We start from the raw sequence: 18,296 nt of genomic DNA, 5'->3' as shown, positions 1-18,296 counted from the left end.
GGGTCTCCTTGTCAGGCGGACGACATGCGCGAGCCGGCGCGCGGCCGGCTCGGCGAAACGGGCACATGATACGCTCATCCTCGCCACACGGATGCGGGCCATGATCGATCTACGAAACATCGAAACTTTTTTCTGGGTGTCGACGCTGGGCAGTTTTCGCGCCGCGTCCGAAAAGCTCAACACCACCCAGCCGGCGGTCTCGCAGCGCATCGCCTCGCTCGAGCGCGACCTGGGCGTGCGCCTGTTCGAGCGCGACGCGCGGGGCGTGACGCTGACCGGCAAGGGCCATGAACTGCTGTCGCACGCCGAGCGCATGCTGCAGCTGCGCCGCGACATGCTGCAGGCCGCGCGCGAACAGAATGTGATGCGCGGCCCCCTGCGCATCGGCGTGGCCGAGACCATCGTGCAGACCTGGCTGCCGGCGCTGGTCGAGCACCTGCACGCCGCCTACCCCGCGCTGGTGCTGCAGATCGAAGTCGACACCACGCCGGTGCTGCGCAGCCACCTGACGGCGCGCCAGATCGACCTGGCCTTCCTGATGGGCCCGGTGCTGGAAGCCCGTTTCGAAAATCTTCCTTTGTGCGCCTATCCGCTGGCCTGGGTGGCCAGCCCGCGCCTGGCGCTGGGGCCCGAGCCCCTGACCCTGCAGCGCATCGGCACGCTGCCGGTCATTACCTATCCGTCCAGCAGCAGCCCGTACCTGTTCGTGCGCGACATGCTTACCCGTGCCGGCGTGCAGGCACCGCGCATGTACGGCAGCGCGTCGTTGTCGATGGTGGTGCGCATGACGCTGGACTGCATCGGCACCAGCGTGATCGCGCCCGTGTTCCTCGACAAGGAACTGGCCAGCGGCGAGCTGCGGCTGCTGGATGTGCGGGCCGACCCGCTGCCCGACCTGGCCTTCACCGCCACCTGGGTGCAGGGCCCCGACAGCCATGTGGCGCGCGTCATCGCGCAGCTGGCCCAGCAGGCCGCCGCCGGCCGGCTGGCGCGGCCCTCGGAGGGGGTATAGCCGCGCACGGCGCGCCTCAATGGCGCGCGAAGTACTGGCTGGGCGTCACCCCATGGGCATTGCGGAAACTGCTGATGAAGGCGCTGATGCTTTCATAGCCCACCGCCAGCGCCACTTCAGTGACCGGCTTGCCGGCCGCCAGCCATTCCAGGGCGCGCAGCAGGCGCGCCTGCTGCCGCCATCGGCCCAGCGTGACGCCGGTTTCGGCGCGAAAACGCCGCATCAGGGTGCGCGACGACATGTTTACCCGCCGCGCCCAGGCCTCGATGCCGCGGGCGTCGTCGGGCCGGTCCAGCAGCGAGTCGGCCAGCTCGCGCAGGCGGCGGTCGCGCGGCATGGGCAGCGGCAGGCGCGCCTGGCGGCTCATGCGCAGTTCGGCGATCAGCACCTCGAACAGGCGCAAGGTATGCGCGGCGTCCTGGCCGTCCGGCGGCGTATCGGCCAGCCGGTGCAGCAGGGCCTCGACCAGCGGGCTGGACGGCCAGACGCACGCCCGGGCGGGCAGGCCGCCGCAGGCATCGGCGCGCACGTACAGGAACAGGCCGCGCGCCTGGCCGAACCAGTTGGCCTCGTGCAGCACGCCGGGCGGCATCCAGCCCACGCGTCCGGGCGTCATGGTCAGCACCTCGTCGTTGCAGCGCACCACGCTGACGCCTTCCAGCACGATCAGCAGCATGCCCTGGTCGTGGCAGTGCGGCGGCACGGCAATGCCGCGGTTCTGGCGCGCCCGTTCAACCTGGAACGGCGTCAGCAGGCGGGCCGGATCCACGGCCGGCGGCGCCTGGGCAAGCATGGGGTGGCGGGTCTGGAGCATTGGTTGACGCAATTGCGTTAGTGGCAGCAGATACAAATGTATATCATTCTCAGCCATGATCTGCGGCAATGGCCTTGCTGCGAGCAGGGGCGGGGCGGCATGCGCGCCCGCTTTGCCGGGGCCACGCTTGCGCCGCGGCGACCCCACCAGGGCCGGCCCCGGGGCAACTGCCCGGCCGGCCCGCACGACAGGAGTGTTCGAATGAATCGGGATGCATATGCCTTGCACGACTTGACGCACTTTCCGGTGGTGCTGACCCGGCGCCCCAGCGTGGCCCAGGGCGCCGTACACACCTGGACGCGCGAGATGGAGATGCTGGCCGCCAGCCAGACGCCCTTTGTGCTGGTCGGCACCGACCTGAACGTGGACATGGCGCCCGCCGACCGCCGCGACATGGTGGCATGGCAGGCCTTGAACATGGCCAGGCTGCGGCGCTGCTGCGCCGGGTTCATCTCCATCGTGCCGGACCCGCGCGCGTTCGGCCTGCCGTTCGTGGCGGTGCCCACGCTGGCGCAGGCGCGCGACCGCGCGCGCGAGCTGCTGGCGGCGTTTTCCGGCGGGCAGGGCGCGGCCATGGCGCGCCGGGCCGCCTAGGATTTTCCCTGATGCCTCCAGGCAAACCCGTATATGGCGAAGCGGCGCGGCAACCCGCGCGCTTTTCCGGGCGCGCCCCGCAAAGCCGCGCGATTGCTGCGTTCCACGCCGCCTGGTGCGGCTTGCCGGCCAAGACTTAAAAATAATTTATACCTTGGCATCCGAACTTACGATTGGACAGGGCATCGCCTGCCCGGTGCAATGCGCGGCAAAGAGGGGCCGGACGCGCGAAGCGGCCGGCCTGGCCGATTTGCAGCGCGCCATCGGGTAACGGGGCCCGGCGCGCGACCGAACCCCGCCTGCAAGGAGAATCCTCCCATGAAGAAGCCCTTGATCGTCGCCGCCATCGCATTGCTGGCCACCGCCGCCCACGCGCAGGACCTGCCCAAGACCCACCTGAAGGTGGTGGGCGGGCTGAGCAACCTGACCGCCTACAACGACTACGAAAAGCCGTTCTGGACCAAGACCGTGCCCGAGCTGTCCAAGGGGCAGGTCACCGCCGATATCAAGGGCTTCAACGAAATGGGCCTGAAAGGCCCCGAACTGCTGCGCCTGATGTCGCAGGGCGTGATCGAGTTCGGCACGGCCACGCTGTCGTACTTCGCCAGCGACAACCCCATCAACGAAGCCATCGACCTGGCCGGCCTGGCCCCCGACGTGAAGACGGCGCGCGCGGTCACCCGCGCCTTCGAGCCCGTGTACGCCAAGCTGTACGGCGAGGGCGCCAACGTCAAGCTGCTGGGCATTTCCACCTATCCGGCGCAGGTACTGTTCTGCAACGCCGACATCAAGAGCCTGGCCGACGTCAAGGGCAAGAAGGTGCGCACCAGCAGCCGCACCACGGCCGAATTCGTCGAGGCGCTGGGCGGCTCCAGCGTCACCATGGCGTTCGGCGAAGTCGTGCCCGCCCTGCAGAACAAGGTGGTGGATTGCGCCATCACCGGCTCGCTGTCGGGCTATTCGGCCAAGTGGTATGAAGTGTCCACCCACCTGTACGCCTTGCCCATCAACTGGAACCAGCAGATCCACGCGGTCAACCAGAAGGCCTGGGACAAGCTCGACCCCAAGGTGCGGACGTTCCTGCAGACCAACATCGACAAGATGGTCGACGACATCTGGGACGCCGCCGCGCGCCAGACCCAGGAAGGCTATGACTGCAACACCGGCGCGGCCGCCTGCCCGTACCCGGTCAAGGGCAAGATGGTGCTGGTGCAGCCTACCGATGCCGACCGCCAGCTGCTGAAGAAGGTGCTCAGCGAGTCCGTGCTGCCGAAATGGGCGGCGCGCTGCTCGGCGCAATGCGTCAAGGACTTCAACGCGACCATCGGCAAAGAACTCGACCTGGTGGCCAAGAAGTAATCCGCCGCACATCATCTGGCGGCCGGCTGCGCGCCGCGCCCGGGGGCGACCCTGGCGCGGGCCGCGCGCGGCCGCGGAGGCAGAGTCATGACCCGACCTGAACAATTCCGGACCCTCGGCGCGCTGCTGCGCCGGGCCGAGTCCTGCTCGCGCGTGGCCGTCTGGGTGGGCGGCGCGCTGACCCTGGCCAGCGTGCTGCTGATTTCGTTTGATGTGCTGGCGCGCAAGTTCTTCGGCTTTACCACCGGCGGGGCCGATGAGCTGTCGAGCTACGCCTTCGCCATCAGCACCTCGTGGGCCCTGGCGTTCGCCACGCTGCAGCGCGCCAACGTGCGCGTCGACGTGTTGTACCAGTACCTGCCGGTGCGCCTGTCGGCGCTGCTGGACTGGATATCGCTGGTGGCGCTGGGCGTTTTCATGGTCTACCTGACCTACTACGCCATGGACATGGCGCAGACTTCCTGGATGCGCAATTCGGCGGCCAACACGCCGCTGGCCACGCCGCTGTGGATTCCGCAAGGGCTGTGGATGCTGGGCCTGCTGTGGATGTGCATCACCGTGGCCCTGATGCTGGTGCGCGCCTCGCTGGCGCTGGCCACCGGCGACCTGGATCTGGTCAAGCAGATCTGCGGCGTGCGCTCGGCCCAGGAAGAAGCCGATGAAGAAGCCGCCGCCGGCGAGCGCATGGTGAAAGGGGGCGCCGCATGATCGCCACCGCCCTGACCCTGCTGCTGGTCCTGATCGGCATCTCCATTCCCGTGGGCGCGGCCCTGGGCGTGCTGGGCCTGATCCTGGACCCGCTGTATTCCATGCTGCCGCTGACGCGCGCCATCGGCGAAATATCCTGGAGCGCCAATAACGAGTTCCTGCTGGTGGCGATTCCGCTGTTCATCATGCTGGGCGAGGTGCTGCTGCGGTCGGGCTTTGCCGAGCGCATGTACGGCGCCATGAGCCTGTGGCTGTCGTGGCTGCCCGGCGGACTGATGCATGCCAACATCGGCGCCTCGACCCTGTTCTCGGCCACGTCCGGCTCCAGCGTGGCCACCGCGGCCACGGTGGGCACGGTGGCTCTGCCGCAGATCAAGCGCTACGGCTATAACGAGCCGCTGTTCCTGGGCAGCCTGGCCGCCGGCGGCACGCTGGGCATCCTGATTCCGCCGTCGATCAACCTGGTGATCTACGGCGTGCTGACCAACTCGTCGGTGCCCAAGCTGTACCTGGCCGGCATTCTGCCCGGCTTCGGGCTGGCGGCGCTGTTCATGCTGATGGTGGTGCTGGCCTGCGTGATCAAGCCGCAATGGGGCGGCCGCAAGATCAGCGCCACGCTGGCGCAGCGCCTGGCCAGCCTGGTGCACCTGGCGCCGCCGCTGGGCATTTTCTTCCTGGTGGTGGGTTCGATCTATGCCGGCCTGGCCACGCCCACCGAAGCGGCCGCGCTGGGCGTGCTGGGCGCGCTGGTCCTGGCGGCCTGCTTCGGCCGCCTGACTCTGGCCATGCTGCGCGAAGCCATCGAAGGCACCATGCGCTCCACCGCCATGATCATGCTGATCGTGGTCGCCGCCAGCTTCCTGAACTTCGTGCTGTCGGCCACCGGCCTGACCGACGCGCTGACCCAGGCGATCACCGGCCTGGGCCTGTCACCGGGCTGGATGCTGCTGATCGTGGTGCTGTTCTACCTGGTGCTGGGCTGCTTCATGGAAACGCTGTCGATGATGATCACCACCATACCTATCGTGGCGCCCATCATGATCGCGCTGGGCTACGACCCGATCTGGCTGGGCATTGTCATCATCGTGCTGGTCGAGGCCGCGCTGATCACGCCGCCGGTGGGCCTGAACCTGTTCGTGGTGCAGAGCCTGCGCAAGAGCGGCAGCATGGGCGCCGTCATCGTGGGCAGCCTGCCGTTCGTGCTGGCTATGTTCGTGATGCTGGCGCTGCTGGCGTTTTTCCCCGGCCTGGCCTTGTGGCTGCCGCGCGTGTTCGGCTGACGCGCGGGCCGTTTCCTTTTATCGAGTTTCACGCAGGAATCATCATGAAAGCTGTATTCCAAGTCGAGTCCGACGGCGCCGTCCGCAGCCTGGAAACCGACATCCGCAACCTGGTGGTGGCAGGCTGGGCCGGGCGCGATCGCGCCGCCATCGAGCACCACATCGAAGAGCTGGCCGCCATCGGCGTGCCGCGCCCCAGCAGCGTGCCGCTGTACTACCGCATCGCCGACAACCAGCTGACCCAGGCCGCGCGCATCCAGGCGGTGGGCGACGCCTCGTCGGGCGAAATCGAGACCTTCGTGTTCGCGGTGGGCGGCGAGCTGTATGTCAGCATCGCGTCCGACCACACCGACCGCAAGCTGGAATCGCACAGCGTGGCGCTGTCCAAGCAAGTGTGCGCCAAGCCGGTCGGCACCGCCGCCTGGCGGCTGGCGGACGTGGCCGGCTACTGGGATGAACTGGAAGTGCGCGCGTACATTGTCGAGAACGGCGCCCAGGTGCTGTACCAAGAGGGCACGCTGGCGTCGCTGCGCACGCCCGCCGAGCTCATCGCCGGCTACACCCAGGGCGGGACGCTGCCCGACGGCACCGGCATGACCTGCGGCACCGTGGCGGCCATCGGCGGCATCCGGCCGTCGGCCACCTTCATCATGGAGCTTTCCGACCCGCGCCGCCAGCGCGTGCTGCGCCACCGCTATGATGTCGAGGTCTTGCCCGAAGTGGCCTGAGCTCCGCCGCGCCACTTGCGATATCCACCGACTTGCACGCCGCCCCGCGGCACGAGGACTTCATGCTTGCCACCTTGAACGACACCGCCGCCGCCTTGCAGCAAGGCAGCACCAGTTCGGTTGAACTGACCGAGGCCGCGCTGGCCCGCGCCCAGGATCCGGCCGGAGAGGGCGCGCGCGTATTCACGCGCGTGTACGCCGAGCAGGCCCGCGCGGCCGCGCGGGCTTCCGACACCCTGCGCGCGGCCGGGCTGGCGCGCTCGCCCGTCGACGGCCTGCCCATCTCCATCAAAGACTTGTTCGACGTGGCCGGCGAAACCACGCTGGCCGGGTCGGTGGCGCGGCGGGGCGAGCCGGCGGCCGACGAGCACGCGGTGGTGGTGCAGCGCCTGCTGGCGGCGGGCGCCGTCATCATCGGCCGCACCAACATGGTGGAGTTCGCCTACTCGGGCCTGGGCATCAACCCGCATTACGGCACGCCGCTCAATCCCTGGGACCGCGCCAGCGGCCGCATTCCCGGCGGTTCGTCGTCGGGCGCGGCGGTATCGGTCAGCGACGGCATGGCGCTGGGCGCCATCGGCTCGGACACCGGCGGTTCGGTGCGCATCCCGGCGGCGCTGTGCGGCCTGGCCGGCTTCAAGCCCAGCGCCTGGCGCGTATCCATGGCCGGGGTGCTGCCGCTGTCGACCAGCCTGGACTCGATCGGCCCGCTGGCGCCCACGGTGCGCTGCTGCGCCACGCTGGACGCCGTCCTGGCCGGCGAGGATGTATCCGAATGGCAGCCGGCCATGCTTGGCGGCCTGCGCCTGGCCGTGCCCACGACCCTGGCGCTGGACGGCATGGACGCGCACGTGTCGCAGGCCTTCGCCGCCGCGCTGTCGCGCCTGTCGGCCGCCGGCGCGCGCATCGAAGAAATCGAAGCGCCCGAATTCGCGCAGCTGGCCGCTATCAATGCCCAGGGCGGCTTTACCGCGTCCGAGGCCTGGGCCTGGCATCGCGACCTGATCGCCCGCAAGGCCGACCGCTACGATCCGCGCGTGGTGTCGCGCATCCGCCGTGGGGCCGACATGTCGGCCGCCGATTACCTGGACCTGCTCGACGCGCGCGAAGCCTGGGTGGCGGCGGTGGAGCACCGCATTGCCGGCTACGACGCGCTGCTGCTGCCCACCGTGCCGGTGGCCGCGCCCACCGTGGCCGAACTCACGGCCAGCGACGAAGCCTATTACGCGGCCAACGGCCTGATCCTGCGCAATCCCACGCTGATCAACTTCCTGGACGGCTGCGCCGCGTCGGTGCCGTGCCACCCGCCCGGCACGGCGCCCGCCGGCCTGATGGTGGCCGGCGCCAACGGCGCCGACCGCCGCATCCTGTCGATCAGCATGGCCATCGAAGACCTGCTGCAATCATGACGCATTCTCCTCAGCCCGGCGCGGCCCACCGGGCGCGGCTCGAGGCGCGCGCCGGCCGGCTGGCCGGCCCCACGGCCAACGTGGCGCCCGGCCACGTGCAGGCCAACCTGGCGATCCTGCCGGCCGACGTGGCCGGCGACTTCCTGCGCTTCTGCCAGCGCAACCCCAAGCCGTGTCCGCTGCTGGCGGTGTCCGAGCCGGGCGACCCCGCGCTGCCCGGCCTGGGCCGCGACATCGACGTGCGCAGCGACATTCCGCGCTACCGTGTATGGCTCGACGGCCAGCTGGCGGGCGAGCCCACCGACGTGCGCGACCTGTGGCGCGACGATCTGGTGGCATTCCTGATCGGCTGCTCGTTTTCGTTTGAAGAGGCCATGCTCGACAACGGCCTGCCGGTGCGCCATATCGAACAGGGCTGCAATGTGCCCATGTACCGCACCTCGATCCCCACCGAGCCGGCCGGGCCGTTCCAGGGGCCGCTGGTGGTGTCGATGCGGCCGCTGAAAGCCGCCGATGCCATCCGCGCCATCCAGGTCACTTCGCGGTTTCCGTCGGTGCACGGCGCGCCGGTGCATCTGGGAGATCCGGCCCAGATCGGCATTGCCGACATCAACCGTCCGGACTACGGCGACCCGGTCGAGATCCGGCCGGGCGAGATCCCCGTGTTCTGGGCCTGCGGCGTCACGCCGCAATCGGTGGTGGCGGCCGTGCGGCCGAAGTTCTGCATCACGCACGCGCCGGGCCACATGCTGGTGACGGATTTGCTCAACAGCCGGATGGCGGTGCTGTAGAAAGTCGGATGTTCGGGTGTCGGGCTCCCGCAGGGTGCCTGACACCGGTCGGCTGTCTCGGCCGTACGGTGTCTGACACCCCGCGGGTGTCAGACACCTGGCCTTTAGTCAGGCACCTGGTACTTCGTCAGGCACCCGGCTCGCCCGGTCAGAAGATGTGCCGGAAGCCCACGGCTGCGCCGACCTGGTTGCTGCCGCCGTCGATCTCGTCGCTGGCGGCGTCCTTGACCTTGTTGTAGTCGACCGTGGCATACACCTGCGAACGCTTGGACAGGGCGTATTCGGCCACCGCCACCAGGGCGTAGCGCTTGCCTTTGTCGCCGGATTCGACCACGTTCTTGCTGCGGTCGTAGTAGGCGGCGCCGGTAATGGCCCAGCGCGGCGTGGCCTGCCAGGTTACGCCGGCGAAGTAGCCGTCGTCTTTGCGGTCCAGGCCCGGCATGGGCGTGCCGCCCATCACGGCGTTCACGAAACCGGTTTCGTCGCGGCCGTTGAAGTAGCCGGCGAACAGCTTGGCGGCCTCGAACTGGTACGAGGCGTTCAGGTTCCAGACGCGCTGGCGGTCGTCGGAATTGGTGTCCGAGTATGTTTGCTGGTAGGCGCCGCCCACCGCGAACTGGCCGAAGGCATAGCGCAGCGACGCGCCGTACTGTGAACCCACTTTGTGGTCGTCGTAGTCTTCGCCGTTGGCATACGACAGCACCAGCGCCAGCCCGCCCAGCGTGTTGGAATAGGTGAACATGTTGCCGGTGCGCACGCGCGACATGGCGGCCGGCAGCCAGGCGTTCTGGTCGTAGTTGCCGACGGTCAGCGGGTCGAAATGGTCGGCCAGCAGGTTGAACATGGGCGTGTTCTGCAGGCCCAGGGTCAGGGTGCCGATGGCGCCGCCGTCCAGGCCCAGGTAGGCCAGCCGGCTGAAGGTCTTGTCGGGGTCGGACCCGTTGCCGTTCTGCATGTTGAAGCCGTTTTCCAGGCGGAAGAAGGCCTTCATGCCGTCGCCCAGGTCTTCGGTGCCGCGCAGGCCCCAGCGGCTGTTGGAAATGGCGCCGTTGGCCAGGCCGAAGCGGCTGCCGTCGTCCTGGCTGCTGCGGCTGAGATAGCGCATGCTGATGTCGGCAATGCCGTACAGCGTGACGCTGGTTTCGGCCGCGGCGGTGCCCGCGGCCAGCCCGCTCAGGGCCAGCAGCGCGATGGCGGTTTTCTTCATGGTGTTTCCTCCCGTACAACTTCTACTTTGCCCGGTTCGTGGCCGGTGCAGGGTGCCGGTGGCGCGGCAGCGGATGATTGCCGCGCTGTCGGCTGATAATGCGCCGGCTCCGCTGGGCGGGGCCGGCGCGCCTACTTTTTACATGCGCATGTGCTGGGGCAGCCATGTGGCGATGCCGGGCAGCATGTACAGCAGCAGCACCGCCACGATCATCAGGAAGAACATCGGCAGCGACGCCCGGGCAATATACGGCAATTCGCGCCCGGTCATGCCTGACAGGACGAACAGGTTGAATCCCACCGGCGGCGTGATCTGGGCCATTTCCACCACGAACACCACGAAGATGCCGAACCAGATCAGGTCGATGCCGGCCGCCTGCACCGTGGGCAGCAGCACGCCCATGGTCAGCACCACGATGGAGATGCCGTCCAGGAAGCAGCCCAGCACGACGAAGAACGCCATCAGGGCGATGACCAGCCAGAACTGCGACAGCCCCAGGCCGCCGATCCATTCGGCCAGCGCGCGCGGCAGGCCGATATAGCCCATCGACAGCGTCAGGAACTGCGCGCCGGCCAGGATCAGCGCGATCATGCAATACAGGCGGGTGGCGCCCATCAGCGATTGCGTGAAAGTCTTCAGCGACAGCGAGCCCTGCAGGGCCGACAGGATCAGCGCGCCCACCACGCCGATGGCGGCGGCCTCGGTGGCCGTGGCGATGCCGGCATAGATGGAGCCCAGCACCGCCGCGATCAGCAGCAGCACGGGAATCAGGTGGCGCGACTGGTACAGCTTCTGGCCCAGCGTCATGTGCTGGTCGGCGGCCGGTATGCGGCCCGGGTTGCGCAGCGCCCACCAGGCGATGTAGCCCATGAACAGCGCGGCCAGCAGGATGCCGGGCACGATGCCGGCGATGAACAGGCGCGCGATCGAGACGTCGGCCGCCACGCCGTACACGATCATGATGATCGACGGCGGAATCAGCAGTCCCAGCGTGCCGGCGCCCGACAGCGTGCCCAGCACCTTGTCTTCGGGGTAGCCGCGCCGCTTGAGTTCCGGGATGGTCATCTTGCCCACGGTGGCGCAGGTGGCCGCCGACGAGCCCGATACCGCCGCGAAGATGGCGCAGCCGATCACGTTGGTGTGCAGCAGCCGGCCGGGCAGGCGGTTCAGCCAGGGCGCCAGGCCCTTGAACAGGTCTTCGGACAGGCGGGTGCGGAACAGGATCTCGCCCATCCACAGGAACAGGGGCAGGGCGGTCAGCGTCCAGCTGGACGCCGCGCCCCAGATGGTGACGGCCATGGCGTCGCCGGCCGGGCGGCTGGAGAAAATCTCCATGCCGATCCAGGCGGTGCCGGCCAGGGTCAGGCCGACCCACACGCCGCAACCCAGCAGCGCGAAGATCGAGACGATCAGCAGGGTAATGACCAGGACTTCATTCATGGGTTTGCTGCGAAGAGGGTGCGGGCAGGCCGCGCAGGCGGCGCACCAGTTCATCGACCACGGACACCAGGAACAGCACGGTGCCCACCGCCATGGCGATCTGGGGAATCCAGAGCGGCGTGGCGTCGTTGGCGGTGGAAATATCGTTGTACATCCGCGAATCGTGCACCAGCTTGATGCTGAAATACGCGAAGGCCGCGGCCAGCACCGCGCCCACCGCCAGCGCGAAGATGTCGAGCCGCCGGCCGCCGCGCGCGGCCAGCGAATTCAGCAGCAGCGTGACGCGGATGTGCTCGCCGTGCTTGAAGGTAGTGGCCAGGGCCAGGAACCCGGCCGCGGCCATGAAATAACCGGCGTAGGCATCGGTGCCGGGAATGTTCCAGCCCATCTGGCGGGCGATGATGGCGGCCAGCACCGAGGCCAGCACGCCGATCATGCACAGGCCGGCCAGCAGGCCGGCCGCGCCGTACAAAGTATCGAGAAAACGGCGCATGCGGGCCTACATCTTGCGATAGGCTTCGACCATGGCCTTGCCGTCGGCGCCGGAACGCTCCAGCCAGTCGTTGATCATGCGCTCGCCCACCTTGGTCAGGCCGGATTGCAGTTCGGGCGTGGGGGTGATGATTTCCAGGCCGTTCTTGGTCAGCTCTTGCTGGTACCACTTGTTCTTTTCTTCCGACAGCTTCCAGCCGCGCTCTTCGGCCTGGGCGCCGGCCTTCTTCAGGGCCGCCTGGGTGGCGGCATCCAGGGCGTCATAGGCTTTCTTGTTGACGATGACGGCGTTCTTGGGCAGCCAGGCCTGGGTGTCGTACCACTTCTTGATGTATTCGTAGGTCTTGGTGTCGTAGCCGGTGGACGCCGACGACATGTACGAATCGATCACGCCGGTGGCCATGGCCTGGGCCAGTTCCGCCTGCTGCACGGTCACCGGCTGCGCGCCGACCAGTTCGGCGATCTTGGCCGTGACCGGGCTGTAGGCGCGCCATTTCAGGCCCTTCAGGTCTTCGACTTTCTTCAGGTCTTTGTTGGCGAAAATGCCCTGCGGCGGCCAGGCCACCGCGTACAGCAGCATCATGCCCTGCGAGGCCAGTTTCTTTTCCAGGTAGGGCTTCTGGGCCTGGTACAGCTTGAACGAGGCGGGGTAGCCGGTGGCCAGGAAGGGCAGGCCGTCCAGCGCGTACACCGGGTCTTCGTTGGCGTAATTGGTGAGCAGGATCTCGCCGATCTGGGCCTGGTTGCCCTGCACGGCGCGCTTGATCTCGGGCGCCTTGTACAGCGACGCATTGTTGTGCAGCGTGATCTTCAGCTTGCCGCCGGACAGGCTTTCGACATCTTTGATGAACGTGTTCAGGTTCTCGACATGGAAATTGCTGGCGGGGTAGGCACTGGGCAGGTCCCAGGTGGTCTGGGCGGCGGCGCCGGCGCTGAAGGCCAGCACGAAGCTGCCGGCCAGCAGGGAAAGTTTCTTGTTCATGGGAGATCCTTCGTAGGCAGTCATGGACGGATGGCCTTGGGGGCATCGCGGGTACGCCGCGGCGCACCCGCCGCGGCTGTCACAAACCGTGCAATTCTAAGACGCAAGACCCCCCGGCAGGCCCCCGAAAGGGCTGCGTAGGGGTAATTCCTAGGGTGGTTTTGCAACCGTGGCCGTGACCGCTTATTGCATGGCCGCCGGCAGCAGGGTCACGATGCCCGGGAACAGGGTGATCAGCGCGGTGGCCAGCACCAGCAGCAGGAAAAACGGGAACGCCATGCGCACCAGTTCGAACAGGTTGCGCCCCGTGATGCCTTGCAGCACGAACAGGTTGAACCCCACCGGCGGCGTGATCTGGGCCATTTCCACCACCAGGATCAGGTAGATGCCGAACCACAGCGGGTCGATGCCGGCCGCCTGCACGGCGGGCATCAGCACCGCGGCGGTCAGCACCACGATGGATATCCCGTCCAGGAACATGCCCAGCAGAACGAAGAACAGCGTCAGCACGGCGATCAGCCCGAACTGGCTGAGCCCCAGCGACGAGATCCAGGCCGCCAGGTTGGCCGGCAGGCCGGTAAAGCTCATGGCGCTGGTCAGGTACGCCGCGCCCAGCAGGATGAACGAGATCATGCATGAGGTGCGGACCGCGCCCATCAGGCTGTCGATGAACGACGCCCGGGTCAGCGACTTGCCGGCCGCGGCGATCAGCAGCGCGCCGATAACCCCGATGGTGGCCGCCTCGGTGGCAGTGGCGATGCCCGCGTAGATCGAGCCGATGACGCCCGCGATCAGCAGCGACACCGGCGCCAGCAGCCGCAGCCGCGCCAGCATGGCCTTCAGCGGCACGGCCGGCTCGCGCGGCGGCACCTTGTCGGGATGGCGCAGCGACCACAGGCCGATGTAGCCCGAGAACAGCAGCATCAGCATCAGGCCCGGCAGCACGCCGCCGATGAAGAGCTTGATCAGCGATACCTGCGCGGCCACGCCGTAGACGATCATCACGATCGAGGGCGGAATCAGCAGGCCCAGCGTGCCGGCCCCGGCCAGCGAGCCGATCGCGATGCCGTCGTCGTAGCCGCGCGCTTTCAGTTCCGGCAGCGAGATGCGGCCGATGGTGGCCGCGGTGGCCGCCGACGAGCCGCTGACGGCGGCGAAGATGCCGCAGCCCAGCACGTTGACGTGCACCAGCCGGCCCGGCAGCCGCCGCACCCATGGCCCCAGGCCGGTGAACATGTCTTCGGCCAGGCGCGTGCGGTACAGGATCTCGCCCATCCAGATGAACAGCGGCAGTGCCGTCAGCGCCCAGCTGGCCGAGGCGTCCCACGCCTTGGTGGCGAAGATGATGCCGGCCGGCGCGTCGGTGTACAGGGCCAGGCCGATCAGGCCGCAGGCCACCAGCGCCAGCGACACCCACACGCCGCATGCCAGCAGGGCCAGCAGGCTGCAGATGATGACCAGGGATTGAGTCAGGTCACCCATGGGCCGTCTCCTCGGGTTGGCCGCCGCGCAGCACGATGCCCAGCCGGCGCAGCAGCATGGCCGCCAACAGCGCTAGCCCGATGGGCATGCAGATCTGCGGAATCCACAGCGGCACGGCCAGCATGCCCTGGGCCACTTCGCCGTAGGCGTACGATTCGTACACGAACTGCGCGGCCTGCCACGCCGCCCATGCGGCCAGGCCGGTGCCGATCAGCGTCGCCAGCACCTCGTAGCCGCGCTGGCTGCGCGCCGGCAGCACATGCAGCAGCAGCGTCACGCGGATATGGTCGCCGCGCAGCATGGCGTAGGGCAGGGCCAGGAAAATCGACGCGGCCATCGACCACGCGGCGAAGTCGTCCGAGGCCGGGATCTGCACCCCGGCCAGGCGCCCGGCGATCTGGGCGGCGATGATCACCCCGATCAGGGCCAGGAACAACGCCGCCAGCGCGCCGCTGGCGATGGCCAGCCGCTCGAACAGGGGGACTGGGGATCTGGACATGGCGGTTTCCGCTTACCGGCGGTAGGCGTCCAGCACTTGCTTGCCGTCGGCGCCGGCCTTGGCCTGCCATTCCTTGACCATGGTTTCGCCCACGGCCTTCAGTTCCCTGGCGAGCTCGGGCGGCAGCGGTTCGACGGCCATGCCATGACTGGCCAGCGTCTGCGTCAGTTCGTCGGTCTTGGCGCGGGCGGTCTTCCAGCCGCGCGCCTCGGCCCGGGCGCCGGCTTCCAGCACGGCTTTCTGCGCCGCCTCGGGCAGGCGCTTGAAGGCGCGCTTGTTGGCAATGACGAAGCTCTGCGGAATGAACGCCTGCGCGTCGTAGTAATACTTGACGTAGTCCCAGGCCTGCGTGTCCACGCCGGTGGCCGGCGAGGTCAGCATGGCGTCGATGACGCCGGTCGAGAACGCCTGCGGCACTTCCGGCGTCTGCACGGTGGTGGGCACGGCGCCCATCAGCGAAGCCATGCGGCTGGTCGAGGCGCTGTAGGCGCGAAAGCGCGTGCCGGCCAGGTCGGCCAGGCGCGCGACCGGCTTCTTGGTGTAGATGCCTTGCGGGGGCCACGGCGAACCGTAGATCAGCACGACGCCCTGTTTGTCCAGGCGCTGGGCCAAGAGCGGCCGGGTGGCTTTCCACAGCTTCTCGGATTCGTCGAACGACGAGGCCAGGAACGGCACGCTGTCGATTTCGAACATGGGGTCTTCGTTGCCCATGGCCGATACCAGTACTTCGCCGATCTGCACCACGCCTTGCTGCACGCCGCGCTTGACTTCAGGCCGCTTGAGCAGCGTGCTGTTGGACGTGACGTTGATCTGCAGCGCGCCCTGGGTGGCGGCCTTGACGTCGTCGGCGAACTGGCGCACGTTCTGCGTCAGGTAGTTGGCATCGGGCTGTTCGGCCGTCATGGTCCAGGTGGTGGCGGCGTGGGCGCCGCCGACGGCCAGCGTCGCGGCCAGGCACAGTAAGGTCTTCTTCATGGGGTTTCCTCTTGTTGTCTTCTTGGGGGGATAGGGTCAGCGCGCGGGGCGCAGGTCATCCGAGCGCAGGTCCCACAGCAAGTGGAACGTGCGCGCCTGCTCGCTGGGCAATTCCAGCTGGTCGGCCATCAGGCGCACCGCGGCGGCCGCGGCCGGCTCGGTGGTGGCATCCACCAGCAGCACCGGCTCCAGCGTGCGCGTGGCCGGGTCTTCGGAAGGCAGGGGGGTCGACAAGTCCGGATCGGGCGTCAGCACGCGCAGCGCCAGCACGCCGTCGATGTCCAGCGCCGATTCGGCCAGCGCCGCCGCGCGCGCGGCGGCTTCCACGCTGCCCAGCGGCAGCAGGCCCAGCGATGCGCCGGTGCCGGCGCCGGCCAGCGGCGATACCACGCTGACGCGGCGGTTGGTGTTGCGCATGCGCGCGAAGTTGGTCAGCGACCAGGGTGTCTGGTGCTCGAAGGCCTGCCGGTACGCCGGGCTGCCGAATACATGCAGCGATTCCGTGCGGTACAGCGCCAGGTAGCGGCGCTCGCCGTGCGGCGCGCGATAGCGGCGCGCCCAGTGGAAGCCGTCGATGCCGGCACGCTCGGCCATGTGCTCGCGGTCGTACCACTGGTTGAAGTCGTCTTCGTGCGCCGGGTCGATGTCCGTCCAGATGAACAGTTCGCCCATGGCGTCGCGGTCTTGTCGAATCGGGGCTGCCACGTGTTTCTCCATCGCGCGGCCGCACAGCCGGCCGCTACGCGAAGCATTCTGTGCAGCGGGGGCGGCAGCGACAAACGGTTTATTCCGGTGCCGCCGATAAAGAAAAACTTATCGCTGCGGCGCGCCGCGCCAGCGCGGCCTGTACATGGCGTGCGCGCGCGGCCGCCGCCGGGAAAACCCCGATGCGCCGGTTACAGCGCCAGCACGCCGCTATCCAGCGGCGGCAGGGCGTCGTCGTTGTGCTGGGCGTAATGCCGCATCTGTTCCAGGGCCAGGCGCACCACGGCTTCGGCCAGCCCCGCCACCGGATCGGGCCGCCAGCTGGCCACCAGCCGCAGATGCGGCAATTGCTGCGGGCATTGCACCAGCTCATAGCGTCCGGCCTGCAGGCCGGGCCGTACCGCCGCCACGGGCAGCGTGGCCACGCCCAGGCCGGCTTCGATGAATTGCGTGCAGGCGGCGATGGACGACACGAAATGGATGTGCCCAGGCTGCACGCCGGCCGCATCGAGCACATCGAGCAGCTGCAGGTGCGGCTGCGAATGGCGCGGAAACGTCACCAGCGGCTGCGCGGCCAGCTCCGCCACCGTGGCGCAGGCCGGCAGCCCGCTGCCCGCGCTGCGCACCCAGCCCATTTTCAGCATGCCCATGTCGCGGTTGCGTACCCCGTCGCCCACCACCGGGTCGGTCTGCAGGGCCACGTCCAGGTTGCCGTGCTTGAGCAAGTCCTGCAGGCGCCGCGTCGATTCTGCCGTCAGCTCGATTTCCAGCTCGGGATAGGTGTCGTGCAATTGCCGGATCAGGGGCGTGAACCAGGTGTGCACAATGGACTCGACCACGCCCAGCCGCACCGTGCCGCGCAGCCGCGGCGGCCCGGCCAGGGCTTCGCGCATGGCCTGGTCGGTGTCCAGCATGCGCTGCGCATAGTCCAGCAGCGTGCTGCCCGCCTGGGTCAGGCGGGTGTCGCGGCTGCCGCGTTCGAACAACTGCTGGCCCAGGTCGTTTTCCAGGGCGGCGATGCGGCCCGAGATGGCCGCCTGGGTCAGGTTCAGCTTGCCGGCCGCGGCCTTGAAGCTGCGCAGCCGCGCTACCCAGATGAAGGTTTCCAGAAAGCGGATATTCACGGAAGACGCCCCTGTAAGAACCTGCCGCGCAGCGACGCGGGGCCGGTTGGATTAATTTTTTGTTGATGAAATATAGATAAATTATTAGTATTTCGTCCACATCGATTTTACGGAGCGTTCCGTGAACCCTCATCTCATCGCCTCGTCGGCGCATCTGGCCAGCAGCCGCGCGCCGGATCTTTCCGAAGTGGAGTTCGGCCTGATGATCGCCGGCCATGCGTTCGACCGCTGGACCGTGCGCTGCATGGCGGCTGCCGGGCTGCCCGATCTGACGGCCACCGATGTCATGGTGCTGCACCACGTCTATCACCGCCAGCGCAGCAAAAAGCTGGCCGACATCTGCTTCACGCTGAATGTCGAAGACACGCACATCGTCAATTACTCGCTGAAGAAGCTCGAGCGCCTGGGCGTGGTGGGCGGCGAACGCAGCGGTAAAGAGGTGTTCTACAGCGTGACCGGCGAGGGCGCCGCGTTTATCAAGCGCTATACCGAAATCCGCGAGCAGTGCCTGATCGACGGCCTGGAAGCCGGCGCCGGCGCGGGCGTGGAATTCAACCGGCAGCTGGCCAAGGCCTTGCGCGCGCTGTCCGGCCTGTACGACCAGGCGGCCCGCGCGGCCACCTCGCTATAACCCGTTTCGGCCGGCGGCGGGCCGCAAGCCCGGCCCGCCGCGCCATTCCTTCTACTTGTCGAGG

Annotated in this window: 19 protein-coding genes; 9 read left to right on the top strand and 10 right to left on the bottom strand. The window is 68.1% G+C overall.

Annotation, left to right across the window (positions count from 1 at the left end; all coding sequences use genetic code 11):
- Positions 1–100: 100 nt before the first annotated feature.
- Complete coding sequence (locus J2P76_RS03760; protein WP_207404557.1) at positions 101–1,012, top strand: LysR family transcriptional regulator; 912 nt, start codon at positions 101–103, stop codon at positions 1,010–1,012.
- Between the two features lie 16 nt (positions 1,013–1,028).
- Here the strand turns inward: J2P76_RS03760 and J2P76_RS03755 are convergent, their stop codons facing one another.
- Positions 1,029–1,805 carry an AraC family transcriptional regulator gene (locus tag J2P76_RS03755; protein WP_207409106.1) on the bottom strand — a complete coding sequence of 259 codons (777 nt, stop codon included), beginning with the start codon at positions 1,803–1,805 and terminating at the stop codon, positions 1,029–1,031.
- A gap of 222 nt (positions 1,806–2,027) precedes the next feature.
- Between J2P76_RS03755 and J2P76_RS03750 the strand changes: the two genes are divergently transcribed.
- The 7 genes from J2P76_RS03750 (at position 2,028) to J2P76_RS03720 (ending at position 8,695) form a co-directional block, all read left to right on the top strand.
- A complete protein-coding gene (locus J2P76_RS03750) occupies positions 2,028–2,420 on the top strand; it encodes a hypothetical protein (protein ID WP_207404555.1) in 393 nt (130 codons plus the stop codon).
- Positions 2,421–2,738: 318 nt separating this feature from the next.
- Positions 2,739–3,779 (top strand): TRAP transporter substrate-binding protein, encoded by a 1,041-nt coding sequence (locus J2P76_RS03745; RefSeq protein WP_207404554.1) that lies wholly within the window; start codon positions 2,739–2,741, stop codon positions 3,777–3,779.
- A gap of 87 nt (positions 3,780–3,866) precedes the next feature.
- Positions 3,867–4,487 carry a TRAP transporter small permease subunit gene (locus J2P76_RS03740; protein ID WP_207404552.1) on the top strand — a complete coding sequence of 207 codons (621 nt, stop codon included), beginning with the start codon at positions 3,867–3,869 and terminating at the stop codon, positions 4,485–4,487.
- Positions 4,484–5,767: a TRAP transporter large permease gene (locus tag J2P76_RS03735; RefSeq protein ID WP_207404551.1), complete on the top strand. Its 1,284-nt coding sequence runs from the start codon at positions 4,484–4,486 to the stop codon at positions 5,765–5,767. Before J2P76_RS03740 ends, J2P76_RS03735 begins: the two co-directional genes overlap by 4 nt.
- A gap of 44 nt (positions 5,768–5,811) precedes the next feature.
- Positions 5,812–6,495, top strand: a complete 684-nt coding sequence (locus J2P76_RS03730; protein WP_207404550.1) for a DUF2848 domain-containing protein — start codon at positions 5,812–5,814, stop codon at positions 6,493–6,495.
- A gap of 62 nt (positions 6,496–6,557) precedes the next feature.
- The gene (locus J2P76_RS03725; protein WP_207404548.1) at positions 6,558–7,904 is read left to right on the top strand and encodes an amidase; all 1,347 of its coding nucleotides are present in this window, start codon (positions 6,558–6,560) and stop codon (positions 7,902–7,904) included.
- A complete protein-coding gene (locus J2P76_RS03720) occupies positions 7,901–8,695 on the top strand; it encodes a putative hydro-lyase (RefSeq protein WP_207404546.1) in 795 nt (264 codons plus the stop codon). The genes J2P76_RS03725 and J2P76_RS03720 overlap by 4 nt, the downstream gene beginning before the upstream one ends.
- A 148-nt stretch (positions 8,696–8,843) precedes the next feature.
- Here J2P76_RS03720 and J2P76_RS03715 read toward each other — a convergent pair whose 3' ends face one another.
- The 9 genes from J2P76_RS03715 to J2P76_RS03675 form a co-directional block, all read right to left on the bottom strand.
- On the bottom strand, positions 8,844–9,902 hold the full coding sequence (locus J2P76_RS03715) for a porin (protein ID WP_207404545.1): 1,059 nt from the start codon (positions 9,900–9,902) through the stop codon (positions 8,844–8,846).
- A 138-nt stretch (positions 9,903–10,040) separates the two neighbouring features.
- On the bottom strand, positions 10,041–11,342 hold the full coding sequence (locus J2P76_RS03710) for a TRAP transporter large permease (RefSeq protein ID WP_207404544.1): 1,302 nt from the start codon (positions 11,340–11,342) through the stop codon (positions 10,041–10,043).
- Entirely contained in the window at positions 11,335–11,835 is a 501-nt protein-coding gene (locus tag J2P76_RS03705; protein ID WP_207404542.1) for a TRAP transporter small permease, read from the bottom strand. The genes J2P76_RS03710 and J2P76_RS03705 overlap by 8 nt, the downstream gene beginning before the upstream one ends.
- A gap of 6 nt (positions 11,836–11,841) precedes the next feature.
- On the bottom strand, positions 11,842–12,816 hold the full coding sequence (locus tag J2P76_RS03700; RefSeq protein WP_207404541.1) for a TRAP transporter substrate-binding protein: 975 nt from the start codon (positions 12,814–12,816) through the stop codon (positions 11,842–11,844).
- A gap of 183 nt (positions 12,817–12,999) precedes the next feature.
- Positions 13,000–14,298 (bottom strand): TRAP transporter large permease, encoded by a 1,299-nt coding sequence (locus J2P76_RS03695; protein WP_207404540.1) that lies wholly within the window; start codon positions 14,296–14,298, stop codon positions 13,000–13,002.
- Positions 14,291–14,797, bottom strand: coding sequence for a TRAP transporter small permease (locus tag J2P76_RS03690; RefSeq protein ID WP_207404538.1), 507 nt, complete (start codon positions 14,795–14,797; stop codon positions 14,291–14,293). Before J2P76_RS03690 ends, J2P76_RS03695 begins: the two co-directional genes overlap by 8 nt.
- 12 nt (positions 14,798–14,809) lie before the next feature.
- Positions 14,810–15,772 (bottom strand): TRAP transporter substrate-binding protein, encoded by a 963-nt coding sequence (locus tag J2P76_RS03685; RefSeq protein ID WP_207404537.1) that lies wholly within the window; start codon positions 15,770–15,772, stop codon positions 14,810–14,812.
- Positions 15,773–15,808: 36 nt separating this feature from the next.
- Complete coding sequence (locus J2P76_RS03680) at positions 15,809–16,489, bottom strand: DUF4286 family protein (RefSeq protein WP_207404536.1); 681 nt, start codon at positions 16,487–16,489, stop codon at positions 15,809–15,811.
- 179 nt (positions 16,490–16,668) lie between these two features.
- Entirely contained in the window at positions 16,669–17,601 is a 933-nt protein-coding gene (locus J2P76_RS03675; protein ID WP_207404534.1) for a LysR substrate-binding domain-containing protein, read from the bottom strand.
- A 121-nt stretch (positions 17,602–17,722) separates the two neighbouring features.
- On the opposite strand from J2P76_RS03675, the gene J2P76_RS03670 reads away from it, so the two are divergent.
- The gene (locus tag J2P76_RS03670; RefSeq protein ID WP_207404533.1) at positions 17,723–18,232 is read left to right on the top strand and encodes a winged helix DNA-binding protein; all 510 of its coding nucleotides are present in this window, start codon (positions 17,723–17,725) and stop codon (positions 18,230–18,232) included.
- Positions 18,233–18,296 lie beyond the last annotated feature (64 nt).

The sequence above is a fragment of the Bordetella petrii genome, assembly GCF_017356245.1.
Taxonomy (GTDB): Bacteria; Pseudomonadota; Gammaproteobacteria; order Burkholderiales; family Burkholderiaceae_B; genus Bordetella_A; species Bordetella_A petrii_D.
The sequence above is the reverse complement of the archived record's forward strand: the minus strand, read 5'-3'. Positions and strand labels throughout refer to the sequence as shown.